General features: G+C 45.0%; 16 protein-coding genes and 1 pseudogene. 4 read left to right on the top strand and 13 right to left on the bottom strand.

Features of this window, described 5'->3' with window-relative positions; translation table 11 throughout:
- Positions 1-12: 12 nt before the first annotated feature.
- The 6 genes and pseudogenes from C9I89_RS10155 to C9I89_RS10135 all read right to left on the bottom strand — a co-directional run bounded on the left by C9I89_RS10155 (position 13) and on the right by C9I89_RS10135 (position 5,142).
- Entirely contained in the window at positions 13-660 is a 648-nt protein-coding gene (locus C9I89_RS10155; protein WP_107283242.1) for a tetratricopeptide repeat protein, read from the bottom strand.
- Between the two features lie 17 nt (positions 661-677).
- Complete coding sequence (locus tag C9I89_RS10150; RefSeq protein WP_107283241.1) at positions 678-1,481, bottom strand: SDR family oxidoreductase; 804 nt, start codon at positions 1,479-1,481, stop codon at positions 678-680.
- A gap of 25 nt (positions 1,482-1,506) precedes the next feature.
- Positions 1,507-2,199 carry an iron-containing redox enzyme family protein gene (locus C9I89_RS22825; RefSeq protein ID WP_245905471.1) on the bottom strand — a complete coding sequence of 231 codons (693 nt, stop codon included), beginning with the start codon at positions 2,197-2,199 and terminating at the stop codon, positions 1,507-1,509.
- Positions 2,200-2,670: 471 nt separating this feature from the next.
- A pseudogene (locus C9I89_RS22820) lies at positions 2,671-3,714 on the bottom strand (AMP-binding protein); the annotation flags it as partial.
- A gap of 2 nt (positions 3,715-3,716) precedes the next feature.
- Positions 3,717-4,415, bottom strand: coding sequence for a thermostable hemolysin (locus C9I89_RS10140; RefSeq protein WP_107283368.1), 699 nt, complete (start codon positions 4,413-4,415; stop codon positions 3,717-3,719).
- A gap of 205 nt (positions 4,416-4,620) precedes the next feature.
- Positions 4,621-5,142, bottom strand: a complete 522-nt coding sequence (locus C9I89_RS10135; RefSeq protein WP_107283239.1) for a DUF2058 domain-containing protein — start codon at positions 5,140-5,142, stop codon at positions 4,621-4,623.
- Between the two features lie 465 nt (positions 5,143-5,607).
- On the opposite strand from C9I89_RS10135, the gene C9I89_RS10130 reads away from it, so the two are divergent.
- Positions 5,608-6,264 carry a transglutaminase-like cysteine peptidase gene (locus tag C9I89_RS10130; RefSeq protein ID WP_107283238.1) on the top strand — a complete coding sequence of 219 codons (657 nt, stop codon included), beginning with the start codon at positions 5,608-5,610 and terminating at the stop codon, positions 6,262-6,264.
- A 5-nt stretch (positions 6,265-6,269) separates the two neighbouring features.
- Positions 6,270-8,198: an EAL domain-containing protein gene (locus C9I89_RS10125; RefSeq protein ID WP_107283237.1), complete on the top strand. Its 1,929-nt coding sequence runs from the start codon at positions 6,270-6,272 to the stop codon at positions 8,196-8,198.
- Positions 8,199-8,393: 195 nt separating this feature from the next.
- On the opposite strand, the gene C9I89_RS10120 is transcribed toward C9I89_RS10125, so the two are convergent.
- Together C9I89_RS10120 and C9I89_RS10115 are read right to left on the bottom strand one after the other, a co-directional pair.
- Entirely contained in the window at positions 8,394-8,780 is a 387-nt protein-coding gene (locus C9I89_RS10120) for a hypothetical protein (protein ID WP_107283236.1), read from the bottom strand.
- A 272-nt stretch (positions 8,781-9,052) separates the two neighbouring features.
- Complete coding sequence (locus tag C9I89_RS10115; RefSeq protein ID WP_107283235.1) at positions 9,053-9,985, bottom strand: cation diffusion facilitator family transporter; 933 nt, start codon at positions 9,983-9,985, stop codon at positions 9,053-9,055.
- A 782-nt stretch (positions 9,986-10,767) separates the two neighbouring features.
- Between C9I89_RS10115 and C9I89_RS10110 the strand changes: the two genes are divergently transcribed.
- The gene (locus C9I89_RS10110) at positions 10,768-11,046 is read left to right on the top strand and encodes a hypothetical protein (protein WP_107283234.1); all 279 of its coding nucleotides are present in this window, start codon (positions 10,768-10,770) and stop codon (positions 11,044-11,046) included.
- A gap of 473 nt (positions 11,047-11,519) precedes the next feature.
- Here the strand turns inward: C9I89_RS10110 and C9I89_RS10105 are convergent, their stop codons facing one another.
- Positions 11,520-11,822, bottom strand: coding sequence for a hypothetical protein (locus C9I89_RS10105; protein ID WP_107283233.1), 303 nt, complete (start codon positions 11,820-11,822; stop codon positions 11,520-11,522).
- A gap of 256 nt (positions 11,823-12,078) precedes the next feature.
- Between C9I89_RS10105 and C9I89_RS10100 the strand changes: the two genes are divergently transcribed.
- Complete coding sequence (locus C9I89_RS10100; RefSeq protein ID WP_107283232.1) at positions 12,079-12,708, top strand: HD domain-containing protein; 630 nt, start codon at positions 12,079-12,081, stop codon at positions 12,706-12,708.
- 102 nt (positions 12,709-12,810) lie between these two features.
- On the opposite strand, the gene C9I89_RS10095 is transcribed toward C9I89_RS10100, so the two are convergent.
- From C9I89_RS10095 to secD, 4 genes are all read right to left on the bottom strand, one after another.
- Positions 12,811-13,998: a cystathionine beta-lyase gene (locus C9I89_RS10095; protein ID WP_107283231.1), complete on the bottom strand. Its 1,188-nt coding sequence runs from the start codon at positions 13,996-13,998 to the stop codon at positions 12,811-12,813.
- A gap of 134 nt (positions 13,999-14,132) precedes the next feature.
- Positions 14,133-14,840 (bottom strand): hypothetical protein, encoded by a 708-nt coding sequence (locus C9I89_RS10090; RefSeq protein WP_107283230.1) that lies wholly within the window; start codon positions 14,838-14,840, stop codon positions 14,133-14,135.
- 225 nt (positions 14,841-15,065) lie between these two features.
- Positions 15,066-15,962, bottom strand: coding sequence for a protein translocase subunit SecF (gene secF / locus C9I89_RS10085; RefSeq protein ID WP_211315239.1), 897 nt, complete (start codon positions 15,960-15,962; stop codon positions 15,066-15,068).
- Positions 15,963-15,969: 7 nt separating this feature from the next.
- On the bottom strand, positions 15,970-17,820 hold the full coding sequence (gene secD / locus C9I89_RS10080) for a protein translocase subunit SecD (RefSeq protein WP_107283228.1): 1,851 nt from the start codon (positions 17,818-17,820) through the stop codon (positions 15,970-15,972).
- Between the last annotated feature and the right edge of the window lie 11 nt (positions 17,821-17,831).

Here is a 17,831-nt window from a genome sequence, read left to right as displayed (position 1 = left end):
TATTGCCGTTCCTTATTGTAAGTCATTTAATCGGTTACTAATTTCTTGCTGTCGACCTCGGTCTGCTAACTCACGGTTTAACCGGGGTTTGGCCTGTTGCGCTTTTTTCAGATAGGTCACAGCCTGCGCTTTGCGCCCGTCTTCAGCAAGAAAATCACCATAAAAATAATTAGGGTCGATGCCATTAGGGTTTATTGCTAATGCTTTTTTAAGCATGGTTTCCGCCATATCATCATCGCCGAAGCCGATCGGCCATCCCGGCACTTTATAGTATAGCGAACCCAAACTGGTAAATGCTGATCCATCAAGCACTTCTGGCTCTTTGTTGATCACATCTTCCAATAGTTTCTTGGATTCTTTCACAAGCGACAACGCACCTAATCCCCCTTCGGCTCCGGCCAGACTGCTTTTATTGATCGCCAACCACACCTTTAAATCATTCCTGCCCGGCTCTTTATTCAATGCCGCTTGATTGTCAGTTATCACTTGTTCAAAGCAGGCTACTTTGTTGTCTTTATTAAACACGTCGTACTGGCACTTTGACCACTGTTGTTGAATATCTTCCAGCGTTGCTGCCGTAACACTGGCAGACAGGCCGAAAGTGCAAGCAACGGCAATCGTTGACAACAATTTGGTCGGTTTACATTTGAGGTCATACATAGCAAATATCTCCTGGCTTACGAGTGTTTACTGACAAACTCAGTAATCGTGGCATGTTGTTTACGGATTGCTGCTGACACCACTCTGGGCAGCAGGTTATTAATTCGGACAAATATTTTTTCCGGCCACCCCAGCCATGTCACGGGCTTTTCTTTTGACAGCGTCGTTATCACTTGCTGAGCCACCCACTCTGGCGAGTCGGTTTTATTTCCCAGGGCCTGATTCATATCTTTGACCCGGATATCATTACTGGCTGTCTGTGTCGCACGGGGGGCAATAAACAGTACCTTAATTTCCGTACCTTCTAACTCTCGGTTCATCGCTTCACTAAAACGATGGAGTGCCGCTTTCGTTGCGCTATACACACTGTATCCGGGGTAACCTATCGCACCGAAAGTCGACCCGATGTTGAGAACAATACCCGGACGTCGGATCCACTGGATGGCCTTTTGGGTTAATAACATCGGCGTAATAACATTAAGGCTGACTTCGCTTTCGATTGACTTTGCATCTCGCTGTGACAAAAAAGCAAAGGTGTTGACCCCGGCATTATTTATGACGATATCAATGCCCCGCCCTTCGGTTCGCCATTGCTTGCATGTCTGATCCAGTTCGCTCATTCCTTCTGTCGTTAATAAATCTACGGCAAGGATCTGGTGCTCGCTCGGACGAGGTAAGCTGGTTTTCAAATCGTTCAGGGCTGCCTCTTTCCTGCCCACCAGCATTAGATTTGCCCCTTGCTCAGCCAGTGCCAAAGCCAGAGCAGAGCCTATCCCCCCACTCGCTCCGGTCAGCAGAATGTGTTTCGCTTTCAGTTCCATAGCATACTCCTGTTATCTGGCTGGCTTATGCCGCATTTGCCGAACGGGCGTGAACTGGCTGACTCAAGCTGTGTAGCATCTCACCATACAAGCGAAAAACCATATTGGCACCGTCGATAACGGCTTGCTGATCAACCGGATCATCAATCTTATTCATCAGGCCTTCAAATAGTTTGATATGTTCCTGATCTAAGGTGCTGTGAGATGTCAGGTAAACCATGGCTTTATCGGGTAACCCTAGTGTCGATTGAATCATATTGGCCATCTGGCCACCAACATTGACACTGGTTCCTTCCAATACCCAGACCATACCAAAAAATGCCATGGGATTACGGCGATCTATCTGGTGATACAAATACGCCACCATCAGCTCTATTGGTGTACACACCCGTCCTTCACCCTGGTTGTATTTCACCGCTTCGGCATCTGCCTGACAGGCTCTGATATCGTCCAGGATCCACTCATGGTGTCCTTTCTCTTCTTCGATATATTCTGCTAACGCCTGACGTAACCACTCATACTGTTCCGGTAAACGAGAGCCGCAACCCATCAGTAACGGCACGGTATGCTTTACGTGGTGGTAAGCCTGCGTCAGAAATGCCGTATAGGTTTGCATGGTGATCTGCCCCTGCGCACAAGCTTCAAAAACTGGAGCACTGTACATGTAAGATTGCGCATCGGCAGTCTGCTGTTTCAGCACATTAAAAAATGAGGGGATCTGAGACATAACATTTTCCTTTTCAAAAAGTTCATTATGGAAGTAATCCGCAATGGCATCTCGTCGCGGCCGACCGTTGCTGGTCATCAGGCCGGAAATTGAAAGCAGGGGATCTGGCGATACGACAACATGCTTTATTCGAGCATAATCGGGGAATCCTGCGTTCAACCGTTCAATACCGGCTTCAATCAAATCAGGCCGCGAGCTAAATACCACCGCAGCCAAGGCGTTTTTCCCTTCCCCTAACACCACAAATTGTTCGAGTCCGGCAATAGTCTGTGTTTCCGATTCAATCCATTCAGGTGAGATATTCCGGCCATACGCCGTGATCAGCTGGTTCTTTTTCCGGCCAGTGATATGCAAAAACTGCTCGTTATCGATGTAGCCTAAATCACCGGTTGCAACCACCTCCAAAGAGCAGGTTTCACCGGCATAACCCAACATCGCGGCTCCTGCCACCATCACTTCACCGTCATCTGCAACGCTTACCTGACAGTGAGGGAGCACTCGGCCACAACTACCTGGTTTCATGGCTCCGGGAAGATTCAGGCTGACAACAGAGCCACACTCTGACAACCCATAGCCTTCATAGGCTGGAATGCCTGACTGGTGCGCCTGTTGTAACAAAGCGGGCGAGACCTTAGCCCCGCCGACCGCGACAAACCGCAAGGGTTGGATCAACCCCGGCGCTTGGCCAGCAATGCGGGTGAGCGCAGTTAACAAAGCAGGCGTTACCACTAAGCTTTGCGGTTGATACTTCGCCAGAGCCTGAGCAAATACGGCTCCGTTAAACTGGCTGGAACCGGTGAGTCCCACCGCTTCACCTCGCACAATTACGCTGGTTGCACCCAACAACAGAGGGATATACAAACCGGTGACATTTTCAAGCAACGTAGATAAAGGTAGCAACACCATATGACGTTCGATGTCGGTACCTGACGCCAGCAGCGATGCCGACAGAACATTTGCGACTTGTTCTAAATGCGCCTGACTCAGACAAACGCCTTTAGGCTGCCCGGTTGACCCGGAGGTAAAAGTGATTTTTGCCGTCTGTGCAGGCAGAGGCAAGTCAGCCATTGCCTCTTGCTCAGGACGATATTGATACAGCGGCAGTCCGGCAATCAGGCTAATTGGTTTTTCCTTATGGTTCCCATCATCCAATACACAATGCCAATCGCCACACACTGCATCAATCCGGGCCGAAGCTAACAGGTGTTTCACCTGAGCGGCAGAGAAAAACATCGGCACTGGCACTAGGGTAATATTGGCTTTCATTGAGGCCAAATCTGCGATAGCCCAATCGAACCCGTTCTCGGCCCGTAATGCTATACATTTGCAACCGCTACTGATTATCTGTTGTTCGGCTCGCTCAACTTCAGCCAGTAACCGGGCGTAACTCAGCTGACAGGGTCGGTACCCCTCTGCGTCATCTTTGTCCCAATCTTCACCAAGCAAAGCAATCTGGTTTGGACGTTCAATGGCAAATCGTTGTAACGCTTCGATGATCCCTTCCATCGTTAACTCCTTTTTTCAACATCCGTCAACGACAGTTGCGGTAACGATATGTTCTGTAACGACAGGGGATTAATAAGGCTATCCCGTCTCTCTATCTGGCTGTTCAAGCGAGAAATACGATGATTTATCATTGCCAATCCATCATCTAGGTTTCCTGCCGAAACTCTTGGCTTGCTGTGGTAATAACTGCCCCACACGGCATCGGCATCAGCGATATATGTCGGATCCGCATCCATCAGGGAATGGGGTTTCAGGCCCATACGATTCATCATGGCGTACAGAGGGCCGGTCGCGGTGAAAATGCACCAGTGATACCCTTGCTCAAGCAGCAGGTGGATCATCGCGGAAAAATGTACAGGAGCCATTCCGCTAGAAAATGAAGCCAGTTGGCCGAATTCGATGAGTGAGTCACGGGAAATGTGCTGTTGGAAATGCGTCGACATCAACACTTCAGCGGGTTGAGAAAGATATTGCTCCAGAAACAATGGTTCATCTTTGGCAAGGCGATAGCCACAAACAGAAACCAACGCCTGCTGATCATCAAACAAAGCCACCAGGTAAGGCATGAATTCACAGATAGTCGCCTGAAACGCTTGCTGATACCTGTGCGAGATATAATGTTCAATTTCGCGACGGCGCGGGTGGCTGACATCTGCCACCACAATTTCATATTGAGAAAGAACAGCTTGATAGGCTTGCATAGCCACCCCCGAATAAGCTTCCATGGCCTAAAGTTATAGAGGGAAACTTAAGAAACCCTTAAGAGAAGAAACTTTCGAGAAAAATAACGACTTAATTACAAAAATGAGACAAAAAAGCCCCGAATAAACAGGGCTTATTCGAGGCTTTTAGGCAAGGCGGCACTATGAACGAATAGTGACTCTCATTAGCGTTGGGCTAATAACGTTACCACATCAGATCATCTGGGATGGCGAAATCTGCATACGGATCATCTTCTTCCACCGTTTGTTCTTCAACAATGTTATTCAGGACAATACATTCATCATCGCGCTGGGCAATTTTATCGGCAACGACACCAGGGATGACTTCATAGCCATCAAGGTAACGAACAATCGCCAAGCGACCTTTCACTAACTGATCTTGAATGCTCTTATCAACGTAAATCTTTTTAACCAGTGAACCGTCAGTAAAGTTGTAGCCAATATCGCCGTGCTTACGGTCGATACGGTTCATCTCAATAAGCTGTTTAATCTGAGATGCAAAAGCTTTCTTTTGTGCTTCTTCATCACGTTGGCGGTTTAGCTCTTGATCTTGAGCCAATTGCGCAGCTTTTTTTTCTTCAACAGCCGCTTTGGCCTCTCTTGCCTGGACGCGCGATTTCTTTGATGTCTTCGCCGCTTTTTTTAACTTCTTTTTGTCAACAAGACCTGCTTTCAGCATTTGCTCTTGTAAGCTTAGCTTTGCCATTTTGACTCCATTATGGTGACAATTTTATATCAATTGCCCCTATTATCGCTGGCGAAAGAGAAACGGGTCAAGGTTACATTCAGTTCTATTCCCAAGTTACCTCAAAATGCTCGTTACAGCGAGAATTTCAGGCGCTAAGGTCATGTGCTGAGTGTCAAATATAGTCGATTTACATCAAAAATCAGCAACGCAAAATTAGTGCCTAGATCACCATGAATCTAGCATCTTGGGGTACCTCGGGGATAATTAGCGCAGATTTCAATGTTAATCTGGCTAAATGCCATGTTCTCAACACCAAGGACCTGTTATTGTCACAATCACGGATTGACGTACCAGAAAGCTGGGCAATACAATCAAATAAAGAATAGGGCTGGCTAAAGAGACAGCATCTTAGAAGAGTATAAATTATCACGGTACGTGACATCTCATGGATCCAACGGTAGACCAATTGCCTTGAAGACTATTATGTTCTGGATTTGCTGTATCTTGTTGTCAGCCAGCGCCATTGCGTTGACTGATAGCGAAGAGTTAAAGCAAATCAACAAAGTCGCACAATTTTACGGGGAACGGGCTGGAAAGCGTGTGGATGCGTGGCGCCAGTTAATCAATAACATTGCGCCCAATGACGAAAGCGCCAAGCTCGCAGAGGTAAATACCTTTTTTAATCAACTGATCTTTATCGATGATATCAAATTATGGGGGAAAACTGACTATTGGGCCACCCCTCTAGAATTTCTTGGTGCGGCGGCTGGTGACTGTGAAGACTTCAGTATTGCAAAATACTTCACACTTCGCGAACTTGGCATTGCCGATAACAAGCTCAGGCTGGTATATGTAAAAGCACTAAAACCAAACCAATTTCATATGGTGGTAGCCTACTACCCTACACCGTCAGCGGTACCTTTACTACTTGATAACTTAGATGGTGAAATCAAGCCCGCTAATGAGCGCCCGGATCTACTGCCTATTTACAGCTTTAACGGTAGCAAGCTCTGGCTGATGAAACAAAAAGGACAAGGACAGTTGGCGGGGAATTCTTCCCGTTTAAGTTTGTGGAATGATTTGCGTCAGCGTTCAAACCACATTCAACTACACCGACCAAACATTAACTTTGATAAGTGATCACAATGACACTATACAGACAACTTTTGATATGGATGCTGGTTGTATTTTTTGCACTCATCACCTCCGTGTTTGTTATCCAGTTTCATACCACGCGAGACTTTCTTCTCGAACAGCAATCGGCCGAAATGGATAATGCCATCAGTGCTGTGGGTATGGCGCTGTCACCATATCTGGAAGCTGACGATAAAGTTTCAGCCGAGTCCGTTATCAACGCAACCTTCGACGGCAGCTTCTACAGTGAAGTCATCCTAGAAATGTTGCAAGATAATGATGAGTTGAAGCGTACGTACCCATCGGCAATTTCAGGCGTGCCTGAATGGTTTCGTAATGCTATTGTCATTCAGCCAATAACTAAATCCACCACACTGACTAGTGGCTGGATGCAACTGGCAACCCTTTCTGTTACTAGTAGTCCGGCTCATGCTTATATCCAGCTATGGAAAGCAACCGTGCAGCTGGTTGTTGGTTTTCTACTGACCTTCCTGTTTGGCGCTGTGGTTCTGTCTATTATTCTGTCGAAAGTCTTAAGGCCATTAAAATCGATTCAGCGCCGCGCCAGAGAAATGTCTGATAACCAATTTGGTCAACCTTTATCCGTTCCCCGCACCCGTGAGCTGAGTGATGTAGTTCTCGCCTTTAACTCCATGAGTAATCAGCTTAAAATTCATTTTGAACAGCAAGCTCAGGAGGCCGACAAGCTCCGAATCCGCGCCTATCAGGATCCTGTTTCTGGCCTGGCGAACCGTAGTTACTTAATGATCCAGCTTGGATATTGGCTCTCTAACCCTCCTGAAGGTGGTGTTGCACTGTTAAAAGTTGACCAGATCACCGATTGCTATGCTCAAGAGGGCTATGACGCGGGTGATAAATTCGTACAAAAACTAGCGGCTCGGCTGAAAGATCTGGCTACGGATGATTACACTATCGCTCGCCTGAACCAGTCGGAATTTATGCTCATCGCCCCGAATATTACGGCATCAGAGCTTAAAATGATTGGGCGTTCAATGCTTAGCATGACCTCATTCGATGCAGCCCCTGTACAAGCCGCTGTCGGTCTGGTTATGCGCCGTGAAGACGACAATATCACTACTATTCTAGCTCAGGCTGATAACGCCTTAATGCAGGCTAGACAGCAAGCAGAAGAGCCATTGGCACTGTTTGATATCGTGCAACCATCTGCGCAGGGTAAACTGCAATCCGCTATGGGCAAACAGCAATGGAAAGCGGTAGTAGAAGAAGCGATTGCCAACAAACAGTTTAAATTTAACTATCAAAAAGCCGTCGACCATGAAGGGGCTCCTCTGCACCAGGAAGTCTTTGCCTATATTCAGAAAGGTAATCATCGTTATTCCGCAGGCCAGTTTCTCGGCGCAATTGAACAGCTTAACGCGGGGGCTCAACTGGATATGCACATTCTTGAGCAACTGTTCGGTAAACTGGCAGCCAATCCTGAACTGGGGCCAATTGCCGTTAACATTACCCAAAACAGTGTCAACGATACAGGCTTTATACGCTGGCTATCGAATAAGATGCAATCCTGTCAGGCTTTAAGCAGCCGTATCCTGTTTGAGTTACCCGAGATTTGCTTCATCAAAAACAGCGATGATGCCGGCCTGTTATGCGAGATCATTCATCAGAATAACTTCCGCTTTGGTATTGATAACTTTGGCCACAACTTCAGCTCAATCGGCTATCTAAACAAGTTCCGTCCGGCTTATGTCAAACTGGATTTCGCTTACACCAATCAAATTGACAACCAGATAAAAGCTGACGTGCTAGCTTCCATTACCCGAACGGCTAATAATTTATCGATCACAACCATCGCATCCAGAGTGGAGACAATGAGCCAGCAAGAGAAGCTGGCAGAGTTGATGGTTAGAGGCTTCCAAGGCTATGTAGTCGATAAGATGAATAGCGAAAAAACGGTATAAATGCCATTACTGACGCCCAATTACCCCCCACCGTTGGTAGGTAATTGGGTTTTTATCTTGATTGGTATTATTCCGACCTATTCGCAAAGCGTATTAACGCCTGTTTCATCCATAAGTTATCCCCTCAATTACCCACGAATACTGTGGATAAGTAAGAACAGATTGTAGCGAAACCCTCTCTTTTGTTACCGGGTGCTACATATCCCATTCCACAACATGCCCTTCATCATAGACACCGTCACTATAGGCTGGGGTATAGTTAATGAAGATATTATTTTTCGCGATCGGAACCAGCTCTGCGAGAGTGTTAGCGATTAGCTCTAGCATCGCCATGATCTGATCTTCGGTATTAAAATTTGGTGCGACAAGATCGATTAGCACCGGATGGGTATTAATCGGTTGGCTCTGGGTTACTTTACCGCCATGCGAATAATGGTCTGGCGACAAATATTCCCAGGTGATCATAATATGATGAGGTTCAATGTCGTTCGCATCAGACATTGCCTGCGATAGACTACACACGACCTGAGAGACATCTACGTCATGGTCAAATGGAAGCGATTTCACTCTGATCAATGGCATATTCTTTCTCCTTTTACAGCGTCACACTCGTGCTTAGTCGTGCTATGTGCAATACTGATCCAACAACTTTCTTGCAGTACAAAACCTGCCATGGTTAATATCTAGGATGGTATTAGTTGGCCTAGTGAATATTTGACAGCCCAGCCAATCTTAATAATAAGACAATCATAAAAAAGTGCATACAAAGTTTTGCTTATATAACAAAAAACGCCTGCAAGTTTGCAGGCGTTTTTTGTGAATAAGAGTAATTAAAGCGACTAGCTCATCTCGACTTACATTTCATCATGACATTCATCGCCACCACAGCACGGATTAATAAGCCGTTCTGCACAGGTATATGGCTCGACATGAATGATCACATCAACCACTTCATCTATTTGTTTTAAAATATGGCTCTTAAAGTTTTCAGTGATAGTATGGGCCTTATCGACACTCATCACAGGATCCACCAACAGGTGGAAGTCTAATAAAATTATACTGCCAGTACGGCGGCTACGAATGGCGTGAACTTCACGAATATCGCTATCCTGCTTCGCATAATGCTGAATTTTAGCTTCAATCTCACTGTCTGCTTCTGCTTCAGTGATTTCCACTATTGCAGGCCACAATATCTCGAAAGCCGCTTTCAATATCATTGCGGTAACCAGCAGGGCGGCAATCTGATCAAGATAATACAAATCAGGTACAAAGTAGTTTGCACTAACAGCGATAGCGACAGGTAATGAACTCAATGCATCTGAGCGGTGGTGCCAAGCATTCGCGTACAAAGCACGACTATTAATCTTCTTAGACTGAATCACCGTCCAACGATACAACACTTCTTTCACCAGAATCGATGCAATAGCTGCCCAAAACGCCAGCATTCCAGGGGTGGTAGTTGACTCCTGGCCAATGGAATCAATGGAATTCCAACCAATCCCGATCCCGACAATAGCAAGCAGTACACCAATAAATATATTGGTCAGGGTTTCAAAACGTCCATGCCCATACGGGTGCTCTTTATCAGCAGGCGCGGTCCAGTATCTTGAACCAATCAAGATTGCCGTATCAGTCACTAAATCTGAAAAACTATGGACACCATCGGCAATTAAGGCCTGACTGCCTGTCAGTTTACCTACAGTGATTTTTAACAGTGCTAATGCAACGTTAGCAATTGCTCCAATCCATGTGACTCTCTGAATCAGTTTTACCGGTGTATCTGACATAAATTCTTCTCAAAATAACTTATTACAACATAGTGATCTTAAACTACTTCGCTATGATATCCGATTTACACATTCATTACTTGCTCAAATATTTTGGTAAAGGCTCCTAACTAATCCCGGCTGCTTTTGGATAACAAGCACAAGACACAACAAGGTCATTTTCTATCATGTCCGCAGCCGAAATCATCATAGCGAGCTAAGGTAAAGTCCATCGTTATCAAACGCCTTGCGGTAGCCTTCACGCTTTTTAATATGGTGTACCAACTCGGCCTTGCCTGAGCATCTTCCGGGCTAAGTAACTCAAACAAGTTATAGTCGAAATGCATAACAATGAAATCGATAATGCTTTTCTATTGTTACCTGAAGTATATATGGCAATACCTGTGAAGTTCCATAATGGTCAGACCTCCCCAACACATATGATACCGATAGCACAATAAATGCACTTTTATACACGACTTTTATAGATTTAGATATCAGAATTCAATATTACAACACGAGATATAAAACAGGTTTTATATCAGGGTGAATGTTTACCTTCTTAATCGTTAATAACACTTTACATGCATTTAGTTTATTACTTTTAAGTGATGGCTTATTATTGTTTTCTATAGCTAAGACTATGAAAACAATATTAGATAGCTATTGGAATTCTCAAAAAAACCTTGCTGATGTCACATATTTTGAATAACGATAATGAATTGAAATTGTAATATATACGTATCCTTCCATAATACTAATACGTCAATACAATGATGTTGATTTAATAAAAAGGACTTTTTATGAGAAATATTACTGATTTTATAGAGCAGCTTGAGAGAACAAAAATCCGTTTCAGCATCTGGGTATATTCCAGTAATGGTCGTTATAGTCAGTTTGGCACTCAAGTAAGTAAACAATGTACGTCCCAACTACAAGAAACAATCGACCAGCGCTTACAAATCATTGTAAAAACGCATAATGATGGTGCTTTTCTCTTGTTACCTGAAGTGCATATGGTAGTACCAGTGAATTTTCATGATGGTCAAATTTTCTCAATGAGTATGACACAGGCCGCATAAAAGTGGTTAAATCTGCTCGCTTTCTTTATATATTTAGGTATCAATAACGATTAAGAAAAAAACAGGCTAGGTTTTTTCTGACTTTCCTAATATTAGAGATGATAAATAACAGACCCTTCGGGGTCTATTTTATTAACAAGCAGTTTACATTCCCCCGTTCGACAATAATTTATAAATGAAAAATTATTTACTTTAGTTTTGTTAATATCCATAAGGAAACCAACATTCCTTACTTCCTTGTAATTAATTATTATTTATTGCAATGATAAGTTTTCCTATATTCATTAATATTCGATAAAAGAAATTTATTTCGCTAAATTGAAAACAGTTTCCTAATATTCATACATACCCGCATATGCTCCATTACACATAACATCTGCGACAATATTATCATAGAAAAAAGCCAGCATTCGGGCAGCTTGATTTGGCAAGTCACGACAGTACAAATTTATTTAATTGTCTGAGTTTGAGGGTTACAAATCGTACATCCCCCTGCGAACACCTTCTTTGCAAGCTTTATTTCCCGCATCCCAACCTTCGTTAAATCGGGTGTTACTGCCATCTAACGCCACATCTTTCAGGTAGTCCATTCCCGTCTGACCTTTAGTATTCAAGGCACTTTCACATCCTTGGTTGTAACCATAATGATAGATACTGTCATATTCCTCATTACTCACATATTCTCTAGGGAAAAGACGGTAGTCTTTATAATCCGCACTGGTACAACTGATGGCCGACAATGAGAGCATTACGATAATGATCAATCTTGCCTTCATAGTTACCGCTACTCCTGAGTTCTGATTATTATTGTTCGTCTTTAAGTCTAGACAAGGCTGCGCTACTTTTTTGGATCCTTTATCAAGAATCACCACACATTAAAGCTAACCAGTTAAAAATAAACATCTTTCATCTTCAGACGTCCATCTGTGCGGTTCTAACTTGTTAATTCATTCAGACATAGACTTGAGCCATTCACTTAAGTCCAGCAAAATACGATTTAACGTTATTGGTTTCCTGAGGAACATACAACGAATGGAACATATCGAGCCACAACTAAAAAAATACGTACAAAAGATGATGGCAACCGATCCGGCTCATGATCTTAGCCACATTGAGCGGGTTGTACTGTCCGCTAAACAATTTGCGCATCAGGAGAACGCCAAGCTTGAAGTTATCATTCCTGCAGCCTGGCTACATGATTGTGTTTCACTGCCCAAGGATCACCCTCAACGCTATTGTGCATCGCGTTTGGCGGCAGAAGAAGCCATCCGTTTTTTGCGCTCTGTGGATTATCCCGAGCAATACTATGCTGAAATCGAACACGCCATCGAGGCACATAGCTACAGTGCAAACATTCCGGTAAAAACATTAGAAGCCGCCATAGTGCAAGATGCTGATCGTATCGATGCTTTGGGAGCGATAGGTATTGCGCGCTGTATTCAGGTCGGCACCTCTTTCAAGGCAAGCCTGTATTCAGATGAAGACCCTTTTTGTGAAACACGTGTTTATAACGATAAGCTATTTACGATTGATCACTTCTACACCAAGCTATTCAAATTGCAGGATACGATGAACACCGCTGCGGCAAGACAAGAAGCCGTTAAGCGAACTGAATATATGAAAAGCTTTTTGACTCAGTTACGTCATGAGATCAAAGGCTAAGACTAATCGAATAACTATAACGAAAAAAATAAAGGCCGTTGATACGGCCTCTATAAGATGAAAACCGCTGATACAAAAACTGCTACTACGAAGACATCCTGATTACTTGTCTAATACGGCGTTAAAACGCTCAAAGCCTTTTTCAAGATCACGGATCAGATCATCAGCATCTTCTAAACCGATATGAAGACGCAGCATCGGGCCGGCAAAGTCTTTCTTCTTCGCCGTACGCAGCGAATTAATATTCTCATTCGCTAGGATCAGGCTTTCAAACCCACCCCATGAGTAACCCATACTGAAATGTTCCATTCCATCAAGCAAAGCCGTTAAGGCTTGAGTATTTCCTCGTTTTAAAACCAAAGAAAATAGCCCGTTGCAACCTCTAAAGTCACGCTTGTAGAACTCATGCCCCTCACAGCTTTCAAAAGCCGGGTGACGTACATGATCGACTTCTTCACGTTCTAACAGCCACTGAGCAATTTTAAGACTACTTTGCTCATGTTGTCTCAAACGTACTCCAAGCGTACGCAAACCACGCATGGCCAGATACACATCATCAGGAGAAGTACACTGCCCCATGAGGTAACTGCTTTCGCGTAGCTGATCCCAGCAACGTTCATTGGCTGTCGCTGTACCCAGCATGACATCGGAATGACCAACTATATATTTCGTTGCTGCTTGAATTGAAATATCGACACCATGCTCAAAAGGCTGAAAGTTGATTGGAGATGCCCAGGTATTATCCAGCATGACAACCAGATCCTGCTCATGGGCAATGCGTGCAAGCGTCGGTACATCTTGCACTTCCATCGTAATAGAGCAAGGGGACTCAAGAAAGAGTACTGTGGTATTCGGGCGGATCAGCTCGCGAATACCTTCGCCAATCATTGGATCATAATAGGTGGTTTCCACCCCCATTTTATCCAGGATCTTGTCGCAAAAATCACGAGTGGGCTCGTAGGCACCGTCAACCATCAGAATATGATCGCCGGTTTTCACAAATGACAAGATCGCGTTGGAAATCGCCGCAGTACCACATGGATACAAAGCACAACCAACACCACCTTCCAGCTCAACCATCGCATCTTGAAAAGCGAAATGGGTATTGGTGCCCCGGCGACCATAAAACAGTTCTTTATTGGCGCGATTGGCCGTTGCATGCTTCATCTCTTTGACTGAATCAAAAACAATTGTCGATGCGCGGCTTACGGGTGGGTTGACCAAATGCTGAGTCCATTTCTTTGAACGCCCAGCGGTGACAATTTTTGTATCTAGTTCTTTTTTACCCATGATAAACCCAAATATCCTTTTAAGTTGCTATAACTAAGACGTTAACATACTTACACCCAAACTACCTCAAGATGCAGGGTTCAGCGAGAATTCATTGGTTTTATTCAAGGCGGCCATTTGAGTGAATAGCGGTTCTATTTTACTGCGACAAAACGTGTTCTAAACTCACGAGATGCAGCCCCTTCACTCATAGCTTCATAGTCTAACTGGATGGTTTTAGGGTCGATCATCTCTAAATGAGCACGATAATTGAGACAAGCTCTCATGATCTCAGTATCACCAGCAATCTTAGCCGTTAACATCGTAAGTAATAACGCCTTATAGGCATAGTGGCGATGTAACATGAAAGCGACTTCCACTGAACATTGCTTACCGCCATGCGTTCTTAGTATCTGCAAAGCCTGCTTTTTGGGATAGAGCTGAAAAACATTATGATTAATGCTGTTTGCTCGTTTTATCATATTCCGGATCTCACACCGTGAAATCGGGCTGTAACACGTATGGCACTCATCACCTGCGACACCTTTAAGATACTCTTCATGCAATGGAGTCAACTGTCCGTCCTGACTGGGCAGACTCAAAAAGATGATGTCTTCATAATCATCGCCAAGGGTCTGAAAGATACCTCGGGTCTGCGCGGTAAACCCTTTGCTTAACAGACAATCAATTGCTTTTAAGCCCGCAAGGTATTGGGCCAGTATTGTCATCATGACCAAATGCATATTTTGGCCAGTCATCATTGTGGATGATTGAAGTGATGTTTGGGGCGGGAGCAGCAGGTGTAATTGTGTTTCGACAAACTGAACAATTTGATGATTTAACTTCATTTCTGCGTCATACATAATGCCGCCCTCATAAGCTATCAATAATAGAGTTTTCCCTTACACACAATGCATACAAGCAATAACGATGCCCATGTTTGCAGACCAAGTTTTCTACATTTGCTAACACCAATGGTATAAACGTCCCATTTTGCGAATCCATATGCAAAGCAAATTAAACATCCGCCATTATCTGTAATAAGAGGGAGCCATGCTTTATCGCGTGACTCCCTCTTACTAATCTCCTTACGGCTCTTCAGAAATCGGCTTTGGCAGGTAATGTTCCGGTCGCAGGCCAAACAGTTCAGGCAACGTCGTACCCACTGAAATCGATGACCAGGTACCCGTGACAATTCCGATGAACATAGCAATCGCGAACCCCTCTAAAGGCCCGCCGCCAAGAAGCCATAATGCTCCGACGGTCATCAGTGTTGTCCCCGAGGTCACCATGGTGCGGGAGAACGTTGCCTTAATGGCATGGTTATTAATTTCCTCGATAGAACACTTCGGTTTCGCAATCAGCAATTCGCGAATACGGTCGGCAATGATAATCGAGTCATTCAGCGAATAGCCAAGAATGGCTAAGACTGCCGCGAGTACGGTAAGGTTGAACTCCATTTGTGTTGCAGCAAAAAAGCCCAGTACAAACACCACGTCATGAGTCAACGCGAACAGTGAACCTGAAGCCAGACGCCACTCAAAACGATAACTCAGATAACCTAAAATACACAGCATAGAGACGAGCAAAGCTAAACCGCCCTGCTCTGCCAGCTCTTGACCAACCTGCGGACCAACAATGCTGGTATTCAGTACCTGCACATCGCTTGCCAATGGCGACAGCATCTGCGAGATCGGAGGTAACTCAGCTCCAACGGCGGGAACTGCATAACGCAGCACCCATCGACCAGGTTCGCCTGCCGCAATCACGGTGACATCTTGTTTCAATCCTGCCTTTAACAGCGGCTCGATTTCACTACTGGTAATGTTACTATTCAGCTGAATTTCACTGACCACCCCACCGGTAAAATCAAGGCCCCAGTTCAGTCCTTTGCTGGTGATAAGAAAGACAGAAATAACCATAAGCAGCACTGAGACGGCACTGGTGAAATGGCGCCATGTTGTTGCGTTTTTCATATTAATCATCACGGCTCTATACCCTTACATTTCGACGAAGATCACGGCCCCACACCAGATTTATCATGGCGCGAGAAGCAAAAATACCGGTAAACATGCTGGTTAACAGACCCAAACCTAGCGTCAGCGCAAAGCCCTGAATCGGACCGTTACCAATAGCGTAAAGTACGACAGCGGTGATCATGGTCGTAAAATTCGCATCGAAAATTGTGCCAAATGCACTGCTAAAGCCACGGTCAATTGCCTGAGCAAAACAGCGCCCTTCTTTCAATTTATCTTTAATACGTTCAAAAATGAGCACATTGGTATCAACCGCCATACCGACAGTAAGTACTAACCCCGCGATACCGGGTAAAGTCAGCACGGCACCAGGGATCAAAGCGAGTAAGCCGAACAACATGATCATATTGGTGATCAACGCCACATTCGCCACCCAACCTAAGCGGCGGTACCATATCGCCATGAACAAAAGTGTCACACCAAGCCCCAAGCCCAGAGCAGCAAAGCCATTCTCAATATTTTCAGCACCTAATGTCGGGCCTATGGTACGTTCTTCAACAATCGTAACAGGCGCAGTTAACGAACCGGCACGAAGTAGCAATGCCAATTCCTGCGCATCTGCCATTGAACCGGCTCCGGTAATACGAAAACGCATACCTAACTGTGACTGAATCGTCGCAACACTGATAATTTCATGGGATTGAGAAGTCTCTCCCTTGCTGTCACGGCTGTATTCGCTGTATGACGTCGCCATCGGCTTGCCGATATTATGGCGGGAAAAGTCAGACATTATCTTGCCACCCGAACTATCGAGGGTAATGTTCACTTCAGCCATTCCCATCTCGCCGAAACCGGCACGGGCGTCAATGATATGGTCGCCAGCCAGAATCGGATTACGTCCCACTCGAACGGGTTGCCCCTGCTGGTTTTTCAGTTCCATGGTACTGCCGCTACCTTGCTCTTTCACGGCATAGAACGCCAGACTGGCAGTTGCACCTATCACGTTTTTAGCTGCGGCTGGATCTTGTACGCCAGGCAACTCGATACGAATACGGTGCTCACCCTGTCGCTGTACTAACGCTTCGGTTATTCCCAGCTCTTCAATACGGCTTCGCATAATTTGCAGGTTCTGTTGAACCGTCAGGTTGCGCAGCGCTGTTTTTTCAGAATCTTTTAGTGATAGATAAATGTCGCCGTCATTGCCATTGGTCACTTGCCACTGAGGATATTGAGTCCGAATGAGCTTACGAACAGTATTGTTTACCTCTGAACTGGTTGCCTCTGAGCTAACAGTGCCTGAAACCGGCAACCTTACCTGCAACCTTTCAGCTTTTACTTGTTCCACCCGAACAGCACGAATGTTTGCCTGACGAAATAACTGATGCAGCTCATCTGTCAGCTGCTCACCTTGTGCCTTATAGACTTGGTCGACGTCTACATCAAGTAGAAATTGCACACCACCTCGAAGATCCAAACCCAGTTTAATCGGTTCAAACCCCATATTTTGCAGCCATAACGGTGCAGCCGCTTCCAATGCCAATGTCAATGTCAAACCAGACGGATCTTGAACCATTTCAGCGAGGGTTGCTTTCGCAGCTGTCTGCTGATTTTCATCTTGCAGTACAACAACCGTTTTATCTGCACGCAGATCAATGCGTTTAACCTTGATCCCTTTTTCTTCTAACTGGTGCTGCATGGCCAAAGGTGATGAGATAACACCGCCTTTAGATCCAATCAGTATGGCAGCATCTTCGCCATACCATGTCGGAATGGCACTCAGTAGCATTACAAATACCGTCGTTATCAGCACGGCATATTTCCAGGCCGAATAGTGGTTGAATATCTTGGTGTTTTTCTGTTTTCTCATTATCAAATCGC

Source organism: Photobacterium lipolyticum (assembly GCF_003026475.1).
In the GTDB taxonomy this organism is placed as follows: domain Bacteria; phylum Pseudomonadota; class Gammaproteobacteria; order Enterobacterales; family Vibrionaceae; genus Photobacterium; species Photobacterium lipolyticum.
Note: the sequence above shows the minus strand (reverse complement) of the source record. Positions and strands in the feature narration are given on the sequence as shown.

Bases quoted from the DNA above. Each gene is read 5' to 3' on its own strand.
- C9I89_RS10150 (WP_107283241.1), bottom strand. From the start codon at position 1,481: ATGGAACTGAAAGCGAAACACATTCTGCTGACCGGAGCGAGTGGGGGG.
- C9I89_RS10115 (WP_107283235.1), bottom strand. From the start codon at position 9,985: ATGTCAGATACACCGGTAAAACTGATTCAGAGAGTCACATGGATTGGA.
- secD (WP_107283228.1), bottom strand. From the start codon at position 17,820: ATGAGAAAACAGAAAAACACCAAGATATTCAACCACTATTCGGCCTGG.
- C9I89_RS10095 (WP_107283231.1), bottom strand. From the start codon at position 13,998: ATGGGTAAAAAAGAACTAGATACAAAAATTGTCACCGCTGGGCGTTCA.
- C9I89_RS10155 (WP_107283242.1), bottom strand. From the start codon at position 660: ATGTATGACCTCAAATGTAAACCGACCAAATTGTTGTCAACGATTGCC.
- C9I89_RS10125 (WP_107283237.1), top strand. From the start codon at position 6,270: ATGACACTATACAGACAACTTTTGATATGGATGCTGGTTGTATTTTTT.
- C9I89_RS10090 (WP_107283230.1), bottom strand. From the start codon at position 14,840: ATGTATGACGCAGAAATGAAGTTAAATCATCAAATTGTTCAGTTTGTC.
- C9I89_RS10135 (WP_107283239.1), bottom strand. From the start codon at position 5,142: ATGGCAAAGCTAAGCTTACAAGAGCAAATGCTGAAAGCAGGTCTTGTT.
- C9I89_RS10120 (WP_107283236.1), bottom strand. From the start codon at position 8,780: ATGCCATTGATCAGAGTGAAATCGCTTCCATTTGACCATGACGTAGAT.
- C9I89_RS10110 (WP_107283234.1), top strand. From the start codon at position 10,768: ATGAGAAATATTACTGATTTTATAGAGCAGCTTGAGAGAACAAAAATC.
- C9I89_RS10130 (WP_107283238.1), top strand. From the start codon at position 5,608: ATGTTCTGGATTTGCTGTATCTTGTTGTCAGCCAGCGCCATTGCGTTG.
- C9I89_RS10140 (WP_107283368.1), bottom strand. From the start codon at position 4,415: ATGCAAGCCTATCAAGCTGTTCTTTCTCAATATGAAATTGTGGTGGCA.
- C9I89_RS10100 (WP_107283232.1), top strand. From the start codon at position 12,079: ATGGAACATATCGAGCCACAACTAAAAAAATACGTACAAAAGATGATG.
- C9I89_RS10105 (WP_107283233.1), bottom strand. From the start codon at position 11,822: ATGAAGGCAAGATTGATCATTATCGTAATGCTCTCATTGTCGGCCATC.
- secF (WP_211315239.1), bottom strand. From the start codon at position 15,962: ATGATTAATATGAAAAACGCAACAACATGGCGCCATTTCACCAGTGCC.